We start from the raw sequence: 16,061 nt of genomic DNA, 5'->3' as shown, positions 1-16,061 counted from the left end.
CTACCGCTTAACGCAACTTGAGCGTGGACAAACCGAACAGACACAGCATCAGCGTGATGATCCAGAAACGCACGACGACCTGCGTCTCTTTCCATCCCGACAGTTCGAAATGATGATGCAGCGGTGCCATCTTGAAGATGCGCCGCCCTTCGCCGTAACGGCGCTTCGTATATTTGAACCACGTGACCTGCAGCATCACCGAGAGCGTCTCGGCGACGAAAATTCCGCCCATGATGAACAGCACGATTTCCTGGCGCACGATCACGGCCACCGTGCCGAGCGCGCCGCCCAGCGCAAGTGCGCCGACATCGCCCATGAAAACCTGCGCGGGGTGCGTGTTGTACCAGAGAAACGCGAGTCCCGCGCCACCCATTGCCGAACAAAAGATCAATAGCTCGCCGGCGCCTGGGATGTGCGGGAACAACAGATACTTCGAATACACCGCGCTACCCATCACATACGCGAACACACCGAGCGATGCGCCGACCAGCACGACCGGCATGATGACGAGGCCGTCGAGCCCGTCGGTCAGATTCACCGCGTTGCTCGCGCCGACGATGACGAGATACGTCAGCACGATGAAACCCCATACGCCAAGCGGATAGCTGATCGACTTGACGAACGGCAGCATCAGGTCGGCGCGCGCGGGTAGCCCCATCGACAGACCGCTTCTCACCCATGCCATGAACAGATCGAACACACGCACGTTGCTCGCCTCGGACACGCTGAACGCGAGATACACCGCGGCGAACAGGCCGATCACCGACTGCCAGAAATACTTCTCGCGCGACGACATGCCGCGCGGGTCCTTGTAGACCACCTTGCGATAGTCGTCGACCCAGCCGATCACCCCGAAGCCGAACGTGACGAGCATCACGATCCAGATGAAGCGGTTGGTCAGGTCGCCCCACAGCAGCGTCGAAACCGCGATACCGATCAGGATCAGCACACCGCCCATCGTCGGCGTGCCGGATTTCACGAGGTGCGTTTGCGGGCCGTCCTTGCGCACGGCCTGGCCGACCTTCATCGCGGCGAGCGTACGGATCACCCACGGGCCGCAGACGAGCCCGATCAACAGCGCGGTGATGGTCGCCATCACCGCACGGAACGTCAGATAACTGAACACGCGCAAGAAGCTTGCGTCATTCTGCAGCCATTGCGCCAGCGCCAGAAGCATGCTTTCGGTCCTTCTCTTTCAGTGCGCGCCGGGCGCGTGGCCCGATGCGTCGGGTTGTGGACTCGTGATGGCGTCCACCACGCGCTCCATCTGCATGAAACGCGAGCCTTTTACGAGAATCGTTGCACCGGCGCCGAAGCCGGCTTGCTGCAATTGCGCGAGCAATCCAGCGAGGTCGTCCGCGTGGTACGCGCCGGCGCCGTACGCGCCGCACGCATCGCGGGTCGCGTCGCCGAGCGCAAACAGCTCGTCGATACCGCGCTCCTTCGCATAGGCACCGACCTCGCGATGAAACGCCGGGCCGTTGTCGCCGACTTCACCCATGTCGCCCATCACCAGCACGCGCGGCGATGCCTGAGCGGCGAGCACATCGATTGCAGCAAGCATCGAGTCGGGGTTCGCGTTGTACGTATCGTCGATCACGGTCGCGCCGGCCAGCGCGCCGCGTGTCGCATGCTTCACCTGCAGGCGCCCTTTCACGGCGCCGAATGCTTCGAGGCCACGGCGGATCGCGTCGAGCGTTACACCAGCGGCAAGCGCTGCGGCCGTCGCGGCCAGTGCGTTGCGCGCGTTGTGCTCGCCGAGCACCTGCAGCGTGATGTCGACGTGGCCTGCTGGCGTGTCGATGCCCAGACGGTTGCCGGTCAGCGTGCCGGTCACCGCGGCTTCTGTATGACGGTTCGCGTCGTTCAGCGAGAAATCGACGATCGGGTTGCCGGTGGCGGCCACGCGCCAGATGCTGGCGTACGCGTCGTCGGCGGGGAACACGGCTGTGCCGTTAGGTGCCAGCGCGTGAATGACGCTCGCGTGTTCGAGCGCGACCGCTTCGACCGTCGCCATGAATTCCTGGTGTTCGCGCTGTGCGTTGTTCACGACCGCGACCGTCGGCTCCGCGAGTTTCGCGAGCACCGCCGTTTCGCCGGGATGATTCATGCCGAGTTCGATTACAGCCAACCGGTGCGCGGCGGTAAGACGGAACAGCGTCAACGGCACGCCGATGTCGTTGTTGAAGTTGCCAGCAGTCGCAAGCCGCAGATCGGCACCAACCGCAGCCGCGAAGATCGACGAGATCATTTCCTTGACCGTCGTCTTGCCGTTGCTGCCCGTCACTGCAACGAGCGGCAATGTGAAACGACGGCGCCAGCCGCGCGCGAGCGTGCCGAGTGCGACGCGCGTATCCGTTACTTTTAACGTCGGCACTTGCCAGCCGTCGGGACTGCGTGCAACCAGCACCGCCGATACGTTCCGTGCCGCGACGTCGGCGAGGAAATCGTGTGCATCGAAGCGGTCGCCCTTCAGCGCGACGAACAGATCGCCGGGGCCGGCCGTGCGGCTGTCGGTCGACACGCGTTCGAACGTCGTGCCCGCATCGCCGAGAACAGTTGCGCCCGGAATCAGCCCAGCGGCTTCACGCAGCGAGAACAAAGTCATTCGCCACCTCCCCGTGCCTGCGTCGCCCGCGCAGCCAGCGCGAGACGGGCGTGATCCTGATCGGAGAATGCGCGCTTCCTGCCCATGATTTCCTGAGTCGATTCGTGCCCTTTGCCGGCCAGCACGATCACGTCTTCGCGTGCGGCCGTGCGGATTGCCTGCAGGATCGCGCTCGCGCGATCCTCGATGCGGCGCGCCTTCGACGCGTCCTGCATGCCCGCGACGATCTGGTCGATGATGCTCTGCGGGTCTTCGCCACGCGGGTTGTCGCTGGTTACGACGACGCCATCGGCGAGCCGCTCGGCGATCGCGCCCATCAGCGGCCGTTTGGTCGCATCGCGGTCGCCGCCGCAACCGAACATGCAGATCAGTTCGCCGCCGCGCGCTTCCGCCATCGGGCGCAGGGCGGTCAGCGTCTTGTCGAGCGCGTCGGGTGTGTGTGCGTAGTCGATCACGACGAGCGGCTCGTCGTTCTGCAGGCGGCCACCGAGCCGCTGCATCCGGCCGTTCACCGGTTCCAGCTTCGCCAGTTCGGCGAGGGCGGCGTCGAACGGTACGTCGGCGGCAAGCAGTGCGCCCAGCACGCCGAGCAGATTGCTCACGTTGAACGCGCCGAGTGTCGCGACCTCGACGTCGGCATTGCCCCAGTCCGATGCGAGATGAAATGCGGTCCCGATCGCGGTGGGGCGCACGTTCGAGGCGAGTAGCAATGCATCGGCTGCCGGCGCACCGTCGGGCGCGGTGTCGAGACCGTAAGCGATAACGCGCGCGTGACCGCGCACACTGGCGATCAACCGGTGGCCCGCTTCGTCGTCGCGATTGATCACCGCGCAGCGCAAGCCGGGCCACGCGAAGAGCCGTGCTTTCGCCGCTTCGTAAGCGGCGAACGTGCCGTGATAGTCGAGGTGATCCTGCGTGAGATTGGTGAAGACGGCGATATCGAACGAGGTTCCGTTCACGCGGCCCTGATGCAGCGCGTGCGACGACACTTCCATCGCCACCGCCTGTGCACCCGCGTCGCGCAGTTCGGCGAGGTTGCGCTGCAGCTGCGGTGCATCCGGTGTCGTGAAGCCCGTGTGGACCAGTTGCCCCGGCATGCCGCTGCCGAGCGTCCCGATGATCGCGCAAGGCTTACCCAGTGCGCTCAGTGCCGCCGAGATCCATTGGGTCGACGACGTCTTGCCGTTCGTGCCGGTCACGCCGATCGCAAGCAGCGCATCGCTGGGGTCTCCGTACCAGCCGCTCGCAATCGATCCCGCCAGTTCGTTCAGCGCCGGCACCGCGTGCGCGACCGCCGGGTCCGGCTGACCCGCGAAATTGTCCGGCTGATACAGCACCGCGGCAGCGCCGCGCTCGATCGCGTTATCGATGAACGCGCGATTGTCCGCGCCGTCCACCGCGTAGGCGAGAAAAACATCGCCGGCGGCAAGCGAGCGCGTATCGGCGTGCAGATGCGCCGTCGGCTGCGCATGTGCGCGCAGCCAGGCGAGCGCGTCGGCGATCTGCCGGTGCGCGGGGTGCGAGGACCGAAATACGCTCATCGCACGACTCCGGGGCGGTTCTTCGCGTTGTCGGCGATGGTCATGTGTTTCGCGGCGGTGTTCGTCGCGAGCCTCTTCGCAGCGGTGGGTGCTAGCGCGGGCGTGGGTGCTGACGGTGCCGCGGATGCGCTGTCGTCGGACACGACTAGCTGCTTCACCGGCATGTCAGGCGGTATGTTCAGAGAACGCAGCGTATCGCCGGCGATTGCCGAGAACACCGGACCCGACACCCACCCGCCGAAGTGGCTACCGGACGTCGGTTCGTCGATCGACACCGCAACGACGATGCGCGGATTCGGCATCGGCGCCATGCCGACAAACGACGCGCGGTACTTCGATTTGTCGTAGCCGCGGCCGACGTGTTTGTACGCGGTACCGCTCTTGCCGCCGACGCGATAGCCGGGCACTGCCGCTTCCGGCGATGTGCCGCCTGGCGCCACGACGGTTTCGAGCATCGCGCGAACTTCGCGTGCGGTGGTCGGCGAGAAGACCTGCGGACCGGTCACCTGCGCATCGCCCTGCGTGCGGAAAATAGACACGGGCAGCACCTGGCCGTCGTGCGCGATGGCCGTGTAAGCGCGGCCAAGCTGGAACAGCGACGCCGACAGGCCGTAGCCGTACGACATCGTCGCCTGTTCGATCCGGCGCCAGCTCTTCCACGGACGCAGACGGCCGGCCGCCGCACCCGGGAAGCCGACCTTCGGCGCCTGACCGAGACCGATGCTGGTGTACATGTTCCACATCTCTTCGGGCTTAAGCTGCATCGCGATCTTGGTCGCGCCGATGTTGCTCGACTTCTGGATCACGCCGCCTACGGTCAGCACGCCGAACGCGCTGTCGTCGGTGATCTGCGCGCCGTCGAGCATGAAACGTCCGGGGCCTGTATCTACCAGGGTAGTCGGCGAGACGCGATGCAGATCGAGTGCGAGCGAGATCGTGAATGGCTTCATGATCGAGCCGGGCTCGAACACATCGGTCAGGATGCGGTTTCGCAACTGCTCGCCGGTCAGGTGCGTGCGGTCGTTCGGGTTATAGGTCGGGTAATTGACGAGAGCCAGCACCTCGCCGGTCTTCACGTCGATCACCATCGCCGCACCGGCCTTGGCCTTGAATTTCTCCACAGCCGCTTTCAGGTTCGTATACGCGATGTACTGAACCTTGCTGTCGATCGACAGGTCCACGTCGTCGCCGTTGTGCGGAATCACCTGCTCGTCGACGTCCTCGACGATATGGCCCATGCGGTCCTTGATGACGTGGCGGATACCGGGCGTGCCTTCGAGCATTTTCTGGTCGCCGAGTTCGACGCCTTCCTGGCCTTCGTCCTCGACGTTGGTGAAGCCGATCAGGTGAGCGGTGATCTCGCCTTCCGGATAGAAGCGCTTGTACTCGTCGCGCTGATAGATACCGGGAATGTCGAGATCGGCGACCTGCTGGGCAACGTCGACCGGCACCTGGCGCTTCACGTAGACAAAGGTCTTGTCCTCCGACAGCTTGGTGCGCAATTCCTTTTGCGTCATGCCAAGCAGCTTGCCGAGCGACGCGAGCTTGTCGGCGCCGAGATCGTCGGGCACGGCTTCGGGAATCGCCCAGATCGCGCGCACCGGCAGACTCGTGGCGAGCACGAGTCCGTTGCGATCGAGAATCTTGCCGCGCGTGGCCGGCAGTTCGAGCGTGCGCTGATAGCGGCTCTCGCCCTGCTTCTGATAGAACGCGTTGCCCGGCCCCTGAATCCAGAACGCGCGCGCGGTCAGTGCGACGAACGCCATGAACAGCATGAACACCACGAGCTTCGAGCGCCACATCGGCAGACGCACCGAGAGGATCGGGTTCGCCGAAAAGGCCACGCTCTTGCGGTTCGACGATTTCTTCATCGTGCGCCTCCGCGATGGGTCGCCGTAGCGGGTGCCGGCACGGGCGCCGACGTCGGGATCGGTGCGTCCTCAGCCTTCACGGCGCCGGAATCGAGCGTCAGGTATTGCGTACGGCCGGTCGTGACGGACTGCATCTTCAGTGAAGCCGTGGCGATCTGTTCGATGCGCGAAGTCTTCGACAACGCGCTCTGCTGATATTGAAGCTGCGAATAATCCTGCTGCAACTGACGCTCCTGCGTCTGTGCGCGCTGCAACTGGATGAAGATCTGGCGCTGCTGGTTCGTCGCATTAACAACCGACAACGCACATCCCATCACGACGATCAGCAGGAAGATATTGAGGCGGTTCATGGCGCGATCCGCTCGGCGATGCGCATCACGGCGGAACGCGCGCGCGGGTTCGCGGCGACTTCCGCGTCGCTCGCGAACACGCGGCCACGCAGTTTGAGCGGCGGGCTGGGGAGATCAGCGGCACGGATCGGCAGGCGGCGGTCGAGCACAGGCGCACTAGCGTGCACCTGCATGAACCGCTTGACGATCCGGTCCTCGAGCGAATGAAAGCTGATCACCACCAGCCGCCCCCCTTGCTCCAGCAACGACAATGCAGCTTCTAAAACGACTTGCAGCTCCGCAAGCTCTTGATTGACGTGAATCCGTATAGCCTGAAAGGTGCGGGTTGCCGGATCCTTGCCCTTCTCACGGGTTTTGACGACGTTAGCCACGATTTCGGCAAGCTCGCCCGTGCTGACGAGAGGCCCAAGACGGTCGGACTCTGCCCGGCGAGCAACAAGCGCCTTTGCAATCTGAAAAGCAAACCGTTCTTCCCCATAATCTCGTATCACCTCCGTCAGTTCCTGCACCGTGGCCCGCGCGAGCCAGTCAGCGGCAGACTCGCCGCGCGTCGGGTCCATTCGCATGTCGAGCGGGCCGTCGGCGCGGAAACTGAAACCCCGCTCCGGGTCGTCGATTTGCGGCGACGACACGCCCAGATCCAGCAACACTCCCGACACACGCCCTACTCCGCGCGCCGCTAGCGCGTCACGCAGTGAAGCAAAACTCTCGTGCACGATCTCGAAACGCGGATCGGCGATCTGCTGCGCCGTGGCAATGGCGAGCGGGTCCTTGTCGAAGGCGATCAGCCGCCCCGCTTCGCCCAGCCTGCCCAGCACCGCGCGGCTGTGACCGCCGCGCCCGAACGTGCCGTCCACGTAGACGCCGTCCGCGCGCATCAGCAACGCATCGACCGCTTCTTCCAGCAGCACCGTGCGATGCTGCAACTCGTTTCCCATCGCAGGTGCCATATTCGTGAACCGCGATCAGAACGTGAAATTCTTCAACGCATCGGGCATGCCCTGGGCCATCGCCGCCTGTTCCTTCGCAGCGTAGGTTTGCGCGTCCCATAACTCGAAGTGACTGCCCATGCCGAGCAACATCACTTCTTTTTCAAGCGCGGCGGCCAGCCGCAATTCCGGCGACACGAGCACGCGACCCGCCGTGTCCAGATCGACATCCGATGCGTTACCGAGAAAAATCCGGCGCCACCAGTGAGCGTCCATGGGCAGCGCTGCGATCTTGGTGCGAAAGACCTCCCATTCCGGGCGCGGAAACAGCAACAGGCAGCCGTCCGGGTGCTTGGTAATCGTCACCCGGCCTTCTGCCTGTCCTTGCAGCGCATCCCGATAGCGGGACGGAATCGACATCCGTCCTTTCGCATCGAGTGTCAGCGCCGACGCCCCTTGGAACACTTCGCTCTCCCCTTGCCCGGCGTCCGCCGCCGTTCGCCTGATTTCGAAAATCTACCCGGAAAGGCCCGGGAAATCACACAAAAATACACTTTCTCACACTGTCTCCCACTTTAGAGGAACGCTAAAGACGGGTCAAGGGAGATGCGCGGTTTTTTAACGAAATTTGTTTGTTAGAACAAGGACTTAGCGCGACTCCTTCACGTCACCCTTAAAATGGGAAAACCTTTATAAATGAATGGACTAGTGAAGCTTGTGAAGGTGATACGTGAAAAGCAGGAGGGAAGCGCCGGGCGGAAAAGCGATCTGGGCGGGAGAAATAAGGCGGGATAACCGACGTGGAGTAACGATGTGAGGTAAAACCGGCACCGCATTTTTGAGACAGCGCGGATCGCGCCGTCCCACTTCAAACAAGACCTTCAGACATAGTACGCAGTACGAGTCATCACCTTCGACGCTGCACGCATCAACGCGCGAGCGGGAAACGGCAATTCGATGCCACCTGCGTCGACCGCGGCCTTACCGTGAGCCGCTTCGTCGGCACGCATCTGCTCGACGACGGCACGCGATTCCCGGTCGGCTTCGGGCAATGCATCGAGATGGCCATTTAGATGATGCTCGACCTGGCGCTCCGTTTCCGCCATGAAGCCAAGACTCACACGATCGCCGAGGCGACCGGCCACCAGACCGATTGCGAGTGCGCCGGCGTACCAGAGCGGATTCAGCAGGCTGGGGCGGGACTCGAGTGCATCGAGTCGTCGGGAGGTCCACGCAAGGTGATCTTCCTCTTCACGGGCGGCGTGATCGAAGGCGTCTTTCAGGGTCGGCGAACGCGTGGCCAGCTTCTGCGCCTGATAAAGCGCCTGGGCGCACACCTCGCCGACATGGTTGACCCGCATCAGCGCAGCCGCATGATTGCGCTCGGCAGGCGAGAGCTCCGCAGCGGTTTCGGCGGGCTCCAGCGGAGGCGGAACCGGCATCGGGCGCGTCATTCGAGACACTCCGGTCATTGAGCGTAAACCCCGATCAAACTCGCTAATCCATTCGTCCAGCAACATCTGGTTCTCCTGCTTTTTCAATTCGCCACCGATACCCGCAAACGCCCGTCCAGCAAAGGTATGCGGACAAAAAAACGGGCGCTGCCAAGCCACGGATTATGGCAAAACGGGTGGCCGACTTTTGATTCTAGACCATGTTGCGTAAACGAAACAGGGACCGACCAGGCGGTCTGCTTTTCCTTTGTCTCGATAAACCCTTTTGTTACATTACGTGGCAACTTCTCGCGAAGTTAATGGCAAGGCCGCAATACAGACAACTACTCGCCTTGTGACAAAAATTCGTAGCATCCTTGGAGATCATTCGATGAAAAAGTCGCTTCTCGCGCTTGCAGCTTTTGGCGCGTTCGCTGGCGTCGCTCATGCTCAAAGCAGCGTCACGCTGTACGGCATTATTGACGAAGGTTTCAACATCAACACGAACGCAGGCGGCAAGCACCTGTACAACCTGTCGAGCGGTGTTCTGCAAGGCAGCCGTTGGGGCCTGCGTGGCACGGAAGACCTGGGCGGTGGCCTGAAGGCAATCTTCGTGCTCGAAAACGGTTTTGACGTGAACAGCGGCAAGCTCGGTCAAGGCGGTCTGGAATTCGGTCGTCAAGCCTACGTCGGCCTGTCGAGCCAGTTCGGTACGGTCACGCTGGGTCGTCAGTACGACTCCGTCGTCGACTACGTCGGCCCGCTCGAAGCCGGCGACCAGTGGGGCGGCTACATCGCTGCTCACCCGGGCGACCTCGACAACTTCAACAACGCTTACCGTGTGAACAACGCGGTCAAGTTCACCAGCGCGAACTACGCTGGCCTGACGTTCGGCGCCCTGTACAGCTTCGGTGGCGTGGCAGGCGATTTCAGCCGCAATCAGACGTTCTCCGCCGGTGCCGCCTACAACAACGGCCCGTTGGTATTGGGCGTCGGCTATTTGAACGCACGCAACCCGTCGTCGTCGACTGGCCTGTTCGGCAACAACACGACGAGCAGCACGCCGGCTGGCGTCACGACGCCGGTTTATGCTGGCTACGCAAATGCCAACACGTACCAGGTCATCGGTGCGGGCGGTGCTTACACGTTCGGCGCAGCAACGATCGGCGCGACGTACTCGAACATCAAGTTCATGAACTTCTCGAGCGGCGCGTTCCTGAGCCAGACCGCCACGTTCAACAACGGCGAACTGAACTTCAAGTATCAGCTGACCCCGGCACTCGTGCTCGGCGCTGCGTATGACTACACGCGCGGCAGCAAGATCAGCGGCGGCTCCGCTGCCCAGTATCACCAAGGTTCGATCGGCGCCGATTACTTCCTGTCGAAGCGGACCGACGTCTATGTGATTGGCGTCTACCAGCATGCTTTGGGCAATACGCTGGACGCGAAGGGCAATGTTATCCAAGCCGATGCTTCGATCAACGGCCTGACGCCTTCGGCGAACCAGAACCAGCTGACGGCACGTGTCGGTATCCGCCACAAGTTCTAATAAGTCGTAAAAAAGCAGTTCAACTCAAAGGCGCCTTCGGGCGCCTTTTTTTATCTACTGCTTTTGCGGGTTGTGCGGATGGATAATGAAAAACGGCCTGACAGGGATCGAACCTGTCAGGCCGTTTGATCTTGCAGATCCAGTTGTCTTCGCGTCATGTGCGACCTACTCGATCGCACCTTCACGCTCGCCGTAACGTTGTTCGGCGCCCGACTACATACTGTTACGCGCGCCCGTCGCGCAATTCCCGACGCAGGATCTTGCCCACATTGCTCTTCGGCAGCTCGGTGCGGAACTCGATGATTCTCGGCCGCTTGTAGCCGGTCAGTTGCTCCTTGCAGTACGCGAACAGCACCGCGTCGGTAAGCGCCGGATCCTTCTTCACCACGAACAGCTTGACCGCCTCGCCCGAATGCTCGTCCGGCACGCCAACGGCCGCCACTTCGAATACGCCGGGATGCTTGGCCACCACGTCTTCGATCTCATTCGGATACACGTTGAAGCCCGACACCAGGATCATGTCCTTCTTGCGGTCGATGATCTTCGTGTAACCACGGTCGTTCATGAAACCTACGTCTCCCGACTTGAAGAACCCATCGGCCGTCATGACCTTGGCGGTTTCGTCGGGGCGATTCCAGTAGCCGGCCATCACCTGCGGTCCGCGAATACAGACTTCGCCTGGCTGGCCGAGCGCTACTTCGTTGCCCTCGTCATCGCGGATCGAAATCTCTGTGGACGGCATCGGCAGTCCGATTGTCCCGCTGTACTCCGCTGTGTTCGACGGGTTGCAGGTCGCGCAGGGCGAGGTCTCCGAAAGGCCATAGCCCTCGATGATCGGCGCGTTCGTTCTCTCGAACCAGCGCTTCGCGACCGCCTCCTGAACCGCCATCCCGCCACCGTTCGCGACCAGCAGATTCGAGAAATCGAGCTTGTCGAAATCGGGGTGATTGAGCATCGCGTTATACAGCGTGTTCACCGCCGGTATCGTCGTGATCGGATAGCCTTGCAGCGACTTGATCATGCCCGCGATGTCGCGCGGATTCGGAATCAACACGCCGAGGCCGCCGGTGCGAATGGTCAACAGGCCGCAAACCGTCAGCGCAAACACGTGATACAGCGGCAGTGCCACGACCGTGATGAACTGGTCGATATCGGGCCGCTTCGCGCGCGCCGGCTGGAGCCAGGCTTCCGACTGCAGCACATTGGCGATCAGGTTTCTATGCAGCAGCGTGGCACCCTTCGCCACCCCGGTCGTGCCGCCCGTGTACTGCAGGAAAGCGATATCGTCGGGGCCTTGCTTGACCGGGCTGAATGAGCGGCGCGCGCCTTCCGCGAGCGCATCGTTGAATTTGACGTGCCCCGGCAGATTCCAGGCGGGCACCATCTTTTTGACCCGGCGGACCACGAAGTTGACGATGAGCCCCTTCGGTCCCAGCAGATCGCCAAGCGACGCAACCACGATGTGCTTGATGGAGGTGTTGGCGACAACCGCCTGCAGCGTCACTGCGAAATTCTCAAGCAGGATGATCGCTTCGGCGCCGCTGTCCTTCAGTTGATGTTCGAGTTCACGCGGCGTGTACAGCGGATTCACGTTCACGACGACATACCCGGCGCGCAGAATCGCGGCCAATGCGACCGGATACTGCAACACGTTCGGCATCATGATCGCGACGCGGGCGCCACGCGCGATTCCTTTCGACTGCAACCATCCGCCGAGCTTCGCGGAAAGCGTGTCGAGTTCGCCGTAGGTAATCTCTTTGCCCATGCACGCGAACGCCGGCTTCGCGCGATATTTGTGAAAACTTTCCTCGAACAGATCGGCAATCGATGCGTACTGGGTCGGATCGATCTCAGCTGGAACGCCAGACGGATAAGACTTCAGCCAGATTTTTTCCACGCGGCGTCTCCCTCTATATTTTCGAATGATCGTGCTAAAAAGCGCATCGTAGCATGCAGGTCCAACGGCAAAGCGCGAAAAGCGGCATGGTTAGACGACGCCCTCGAACAACAAGGCGATTTTTTCACAAATAACCGGGGATAGAAGCCCGTTGAAGGACGTTTCCGGCAACCGTTAGACTCGCTCGACTTCGACAAGACAGTCATAGAAGGTTGCGGAACCACCCAGGTCGGTGAGCCGCTGGCTCGTGACCTGATTGGCGTTGCGGCCGTCCGGCGAGAGCTTTTTCCACCAGATCGACAGTCCGACTACGAGCCCTTCCCTCGCCTTGTCCGTCACGCGAGCGCGCGCTTGCATCGAACCGCGGTCGTTGAAGATACGCACCTGATCGCCATCTGTGATTCCGCGGAGTTGCGCGTCTGAAGGATGGATGTCGAGATGCGGATGACCCTCGGTCGACCGCAGGCTCGTGACATTGACGAAGGTACTGTTCAGAAAGTTGCGGGCGGGCGGCGAAATCATCGCCAGCGGATAGCGTTCGACGAGCTCCGGCGAACCTTCCGCCGATTCATACGGCGGCAGGTAATCCGGCAACGGATCAAGCCCTTGCTGCGCGAGGCGCTGACTCGAGAACTCGCACTTGCCAGACGGAGTGCGAAAGCCGCCGTTCGCAAACGGTGCGTCCGGCAGATTGAGACGAGCCCAGCCCGTCTGTTTCAGCGTTTCCCAGTCGGTTCCGGCAAGCGCCGGATCGCTCCAGTGCAGCGCATTCGCCGCAACCGTCTCGTCACTCTCGAACAACGCCGGTTCTTGCAGTCCCATCGCCCGCGCTATCCCCCGAAAGATCTCCGTGTTCGGCCGTGCGTCGCCAACCGGCGCGATCGCGGGCAGATTCACCATCACGTGGGTGTGGCCGTAGGACTTGTGCACATCGAGATGCTCGAGTTGCGTTGTCGCTGGGAGAAGCAGATCGGCAAAATCAGCGGTGTCGGTGCGGAAATGCTCAAGCACGATCGTGAAGAGGTCCTCACGCGCGAAGCCGGCCGCGACTCGCTCTGAATCGGGCGCGACGGCCACCGGATTCGAGTTATAGACAATGACGGCCTCGACCTGCGGCCCGAACGCAGCATCGCCCGGATGCAGCAGCGCATTGCCGATTTCGTTCATATTGATGACGCGCGGCTGACGCTGCGGCCAGCCCGGTATCAGATCGGGGCGCCCGAGCGCGTGCGAATCGACCGGCGCCCAGCCCGATGAAGACAGCAGCAAGCCGCCCGCCCGATCTCGCCACGCACCCGTCAGCGACGGCAGACACGCGATGGCCCGCGTCGCGTTGCCCCCGCCACGTACGCGCTGCATGCCGTAGTTCAGACGGATTGACGCCTTGCGGGTACTACCGTACAAACGCGCAAGATCGACGACGACCTGCTCGTCGATACCGCAGATCTGCGCGACGCGCGTAGGTGGATAGGTCAGCGCGCGTGCTTTGAGCTCGTCGAAACCGAGCGTGTGGTCGGCGATATACGCCGGATCGAGCAGGTTGTCCGAGATCAGCACATGCATCATGCCGAGCGCGAGCGCACCGTCGGTGCCCGGCTTCAGCGCAATGTGCTGGTGGCACTTTTCGGCGGTCAGCGAGCGATAGGGGTCGATCGCGATCAGCTTCGCGCCGCGACGCTTCGCCTCCTGAGCGCGTGTCCAGAAGTGCAGGTTTGATGCGATCGGGTTGGCACCCCAGATCAGAATGACTTCGCTCTCTTCGAAGAACTCGGTCAGCATGCCGAGGCTCGCACCATAGGTGTATTTGAGCCCGGCCGCGCCGGCTGCGGCGCAGATCGTGCGGTCCAGCTGCGACGCTCCGATTGCATGGAAAAAGCGCTGGGCGATGCTTTCGCTTTGCACGAGCCCCATGGTGCCGGCGTAGCTGTACGGCATGATCGCCTCGGGCGCGCGACTCGCGATCTCCGACAGGCGCGTTCCCGCAATCTCGAGTGCCTCGTTCCAGCTAATGGGCTCAAACCGGCCTTCGCCCTTCCTGCCGACGCGCTTCATCGGCGTCGTCAAACGCTCCGGATGATGTACGCGCTCCGCGTAACGACTCACCTTCGTGCAGAGAACGCCCTGGGTGGGCGGGTGATCGGGGTCTCCGGTGACTTTGATGGCCCGTCCATCTTCGACGGTCACGCGCATGGCGCAGGTGTCCGGGCAATCGTGCGGACAGACGGCACGGGCGAATTCGGCGGGGGCGTTCATGGGCGGTGGTAGTTGATGAGCGGAATAGAACCGATTTTATTACGTCCGCAGCGAGCCGGCCCGTGCCGTACTGCCAAAAATTCCGGTGGGCGTAGAATGGATCGCCTCGATGTCCGAAGCACGCAAGTGGCTTCGGACGACATCACGTACATCGAAGCCCGATTCCATCATGAAACTGATCCCCGAAATTCAGGCCGCGAGCGGCGAAATCCAGACCCTGCGACGAACGATTCACGCACATCCCGAACTTCGTTACGAAGAAACCCAGACGGCCGACCTTGTTGCGAAAACACTGGCCGACTGGGGGATCGAAGTGCATCGAGGCATGGGTAAGACCGGAGTGGTCGGCATCCTGAAGCGCGGTAGCAGCACGCGGTCGATCGGTCTTCGCGCCGACATGGACGCGCTCCCGATCCAGGAACTCAACACCTTCGATCATCGTTCGCGCAATGACGGGAAGATGCATGCGTGTGGACACGATGGGCATACCGCGATGCTACTCGGTGCGGCGCGGCACCTCGTGAAACACGGGGAGTTCGATGGGACGATCGTGTTCATTTTTCAACCGGCGGAAGAAGGTGGGGCCGGCGCGCAGGCGATGATCGACGACGGTCTGTTTACGAAATTCCCTGTCGATGCCGTATTCGGCATTCACAACTGGCCCGGCATGCCTGCCGGTCAGTTCGGTGTGACGGAAGGCCCGATCATGGCCTCGAGCAATGAATTCCGGATCGAGATCAAGGGTACGGGGTCGCACGCGGCGATGCCGCACAACGGACACGATCCAGTATTTACCGCAGTACAGATCGCCAACGGCCTGCAAGGCATCATCACCCGCAACAAGAAACCGCTCGATACGGCGGTGCTGTCCATTACCCAGATCCACGCCGGCGATGCAGTGAACGTCGTTCCTAACGATGCATGGATCGCGGGAACCGTGCGTACGTTTACGACAGCGACGCTCGATCTGATCGAGACACGCATGCGCAAGATCGCGGAGACGACCGCGGAGGCATACGATTGCTCGGCGAAACTGACGTTCCACCGCAACTATCCGCCGACGATCAATAGCGGCGAGGAGACGCGCTTCGCAGTGGCGGTGATGAAGGAGATCGTCGGCGCGGAGAACGTCGACGATGCCGTCGAACCGACGATGGGTGCGGAAGACTTCTCGTTCATGCTGCTGGCGAAGCCGGGTTGCTACGCGTTCCTCGGCAACGGCGAAGGCGGTCACCGCGATGCCGGCCACGGAGCGGGACCATGCATGCTGCACAACGCCAGCTATGACTTCAATGACGAGCTGTTGCCTATCGGTGCAACGTATTGGGTTCGGCTGGCGCAGCAGTTTTTGTCGCAGCGGTAGCTTTATGCGATGACGATTATTCTCGGTGGCCTACTGAGGGGTTTGGAAGGGTCGTCGGGAAAGAGTTTGCGCTATGCAGCGTATTTCATCTGCGTGCGTAACGAGATGAGTGAACAACAAGCTGGGGCGGTGGCCGCCCCCGGGGTGAAGTACCGGGGGGCGTCGTCCGGCAAGGCATGAGACGCGTACGGTTGTACGCTACTAAACCTGGACCGTAAACGCCAAGACCCCGCTGGTTGAGGGCGGGGTCTTGTCTTGCAGCATGAG

The 16,061-nt window shown here is 62.1% G+C and carries 12 protein-coding genes; 2 read left to right on the top strand and 10 right to left on the bottom strand.

The window, feature by feature from the left end:
- Positions 1 to 7: 7 nt before the first annotated feature.
- The 8 genes from mraY to coq7 form a co-directional block, all read right to left on the bottom strand.
- Positions 8 to 1,177, bottom strand: coding sequence for a phospho-N-acetylmuramoyl-pentapeptide-transferase (gene mraY / locus M0D65_RS29075; RefSeq protein ID WP_091010956.1), 1,170 nt, complete (start codon positions 1,175 to 1,177; stop codon positions 8 to 10).
- A gap of 18 nt (positions 1,178 to 1,195) precedes the next feature.
- Positions 1,196 to 2,608: a UDP-N-acetylmuramoyl-tripeptide--D-alanyl-D-alanine ligase gene (murF, locus tag M0D65_RS29070; protein WP_091010955.1), complete on the bottom strand. Its 1,413-nt coding sequence runs from the start codon at positions 2,606 to 2,608 to the stop codon at positions 1,196 to 1,198.
- Complete coding sequence (locus M0D65_RS29065; RefSeq protein ID WP_266255637.1) at positions 2,605 to 4,149, bottom strand: UDP-N-acetylmuramoyl-L-alanyl-D-glutamate--2,6-diaminopimelate ligase; 1,545 nt, start codon at positions 4,147 to 4,149, stop codon at positions 2,605 to 2,607. The genes murF and M0D65_RS29065 overlap by 4 nt, the downstream gene beginning before the upstream one ends.
- Positions 4,146 to 6,020, bottom strand: coding sequence for a penicillin-binding protein 2 (locus M0D65_RS29060; protein WP_266255636.1), 1,875 nt, complete (start codon positions 6,018 to 6,020; stop codon positions 4,146 to 4,148). Before M0D65_RS29060 ends, M0D65_RS29065 begins: the two co-directional genes overlap by 4 nt.
- Positions 6,017 to 6,370 (bottom strand): cell division protein FtsL, encoded by a 354-nt coding sequence (ftsL, locus tag M0D65_RS29055; protein WP_091010952.1) that lies wholly within the window; start codon positions 6,368 to 6,370, stop codon positions 6,017 to 6,019. The genes M0D65_RS29060 and ftsL overlap by 4 nt, the downstream gene beginning before the upstream one ends.
- A complete protein-coding gene (gene rsmH, locus M0D65_RS29050; RefSeq protein ID WP_266255635.1) occupies positions 6,367 to 7,308 on the bottom strand; it encodes a 16S rRNA (cytosine(1402)-N(4))-methyltransferase RsmH in 942 nt (313 codons plus the stop codon). The genes ftsL and rsmH overlap by 4 nt, the downstream gene beginning before the upstream one ends.
- A 27-nt stretch (positions 7,309 to 7,335) precedes the next feature.
- Entirely contained in the window at positions 7,336 to 7,764 is a 429-nt protein-coding gene (gene mraZ / locus M0D65_RS29045; protein WP_091010950.1) for a division/cell wall cluster transcriptional repressor MraZ, read from the bottom strand.
- Between the two features lie 416 nt (positions 7,765 to 8,180).
- On the bottom strand, positions 8,181 to 8,819 hold the full coding sequence (gene coq7, locus M0D65_RS29040; RefSeq protein ID WP_266255634.1) for a 2-polyprenyl-3-methyl-6-methoxy-1,4-benzoquinone monooxygenase: 639 nt from the start codon (positions 8,817 to 8,819) through the stop codon (positions 8,181 to 8,183).
- 304 nt (positions 8,820 to 9,123) lie between these two features.
- Here coq7 and M0D65_RS29035 point away from each other — a divergent pair, with 304 nt between their 5' ends.
- Positions 9,124 to 10,281, top strand: a complete 1,158-nt coding sequence (locus M0D65_RS29035; RefSeq protein ID WP_266255633.1) for a porin — start codon at positions 9,124 to 9,126, stop codon at positions 10,279 to 10,281.
- A gap of 223 nt (positions 10,282 to 10,504) precedes the next feature.
- Here M0D65_RS29035 and M0D65_RS29030 read toward each other — a convergent pair whose 3' ends face one another.
- Both M0D65_RS29030 and M0D65_RS29025 read right to left on the bottom strand, forming a co-directional pair.
- A complete protein-coding gene (locus M0D65_RS29030) occupies positions 10,505 to 12,178 on the bottom strand; it encodes a long-chain fatty acid--CoA ligase (RefSeq protein WP_266255632.1) in 1,674 nt (557 codons plus the stop codon).
- A 174-nt stretch (positions 12,179 to 12,352) separates the two neighbouring features.
- Complete coding sequence (locus M0D65_RS29025; protein ID WP_266255631.1) at positions 12,353 to 14,431, bottom strand: molybdopterin-dependent oxidoreductase; 2,079 nt, start codon at positions 14,429 to 14,431, stop codon at positions 12,353 to 12,355.
- Positions 14,432 to 14,600: 169 nt separating this feature from the next.
- Here M0D65_RS29025 and M0D65_RS29020 point away from each other — a divergent pair, with 169 nt between their 5' ends.
- Positions 14,601 to 15,794, top strand: coding sequence for a M20 aminoacylase family protein (locus M0D65_RS29020; protein ID WP_266255629.1), 1,194 nt, complete (start codon positions 14,601 to 14,603; stop codon positions 15,792 to 15,794).
- Positions 15,795 to 16,061: the final 267 nt, after the last annotated feature.

Origin of the sequence: Paraburkholderia sp. CHISQ3 (assembly GCF_030464945.1) — a bacterium.
GTDB lineage: Bacteria > Pseudomonadota > Gammaproteobacteria > Burkholderiales > Burkholderiaceae > Paraburkholderia > Paraburkholderia megapolitana.
The sequence above is the reverse complement of the archived record's forward strand: the minus strand, read 5'-3'. Positions and strand labels throughout refer to the sequence as shown.

Bases quoted from the DNA above. Each gene is read 5' to 3' on its own strand.
- rsmH (WP_266255635.1), bottom strand. From the start codon at position 7,308: ATGGGAAACGAGTTGCAGCATCGCACGGTGCTGCTGGAAGAAGCGGTC.
- M0D65_RS29060 (WP_266255636.1), bottom strand. From the start codon at position 6,020: ATGAAGAAATCGTCGAACCGCAAGAGCGTGGCCTTTTCGGCGAACCCG.
- M0D65_RS29025 (WP_266255631.1), bottom strand. From the start codon at position 14,431: ATGAACGCCCCCGCCGAATTCGCCCGTGCCGTCTGTCCGCACGATTGC.
- coq7 (WP_266255634.1), bottom strand. From the start codon at position 8,819: ATGTTGCTGGACGAATGGATTAGCGAGTTTGATCGGGGTTTACGCTCA.
- mraY (WP_091010956.1), bottom strand. From the start codon at position 1,177: ATGCTTCTGGCGCTGGCGCAATGGCTGCAGAATGACGCAAGCTTCTTG.
- M0D65_RS29035 (WP_266255633.1), top strand. From the start codon at position 9,124: ATGAAAAAGTCGCTTCTCGCGCTTGCAGCTTTTGGCGCGTTCGCTGGC.
- murF (WP_091010955.1), bottom strand. From the start codon at position 2,608: ATGACTTTGTTCTCGCTGCGTGAAGCCGCTGGGCTGATTCCGGGCGCA.
- ftsL (WP_091010952.1), bottom strand. From the start codon at position 6,370: ATGAACCGCCTCAATATCTTCCTGCTGATCGTCGTGATGGGATGTGCG.
- M0D65_RS29065 (WP_266255637.1), bottom strand. From the start codon at position 4,149: ATGAGCGTATTTCGGTCCTCGCACCCCGCGCACCGGCAGATCGCCGAC.
- M0D65_RS29020 (WP_266255629.1), top strand. From the start codon at position 14,601: ATGAAACTGATCCCCGAAATTCAGGCCGCGAGCGGCGAAATCCAGACC.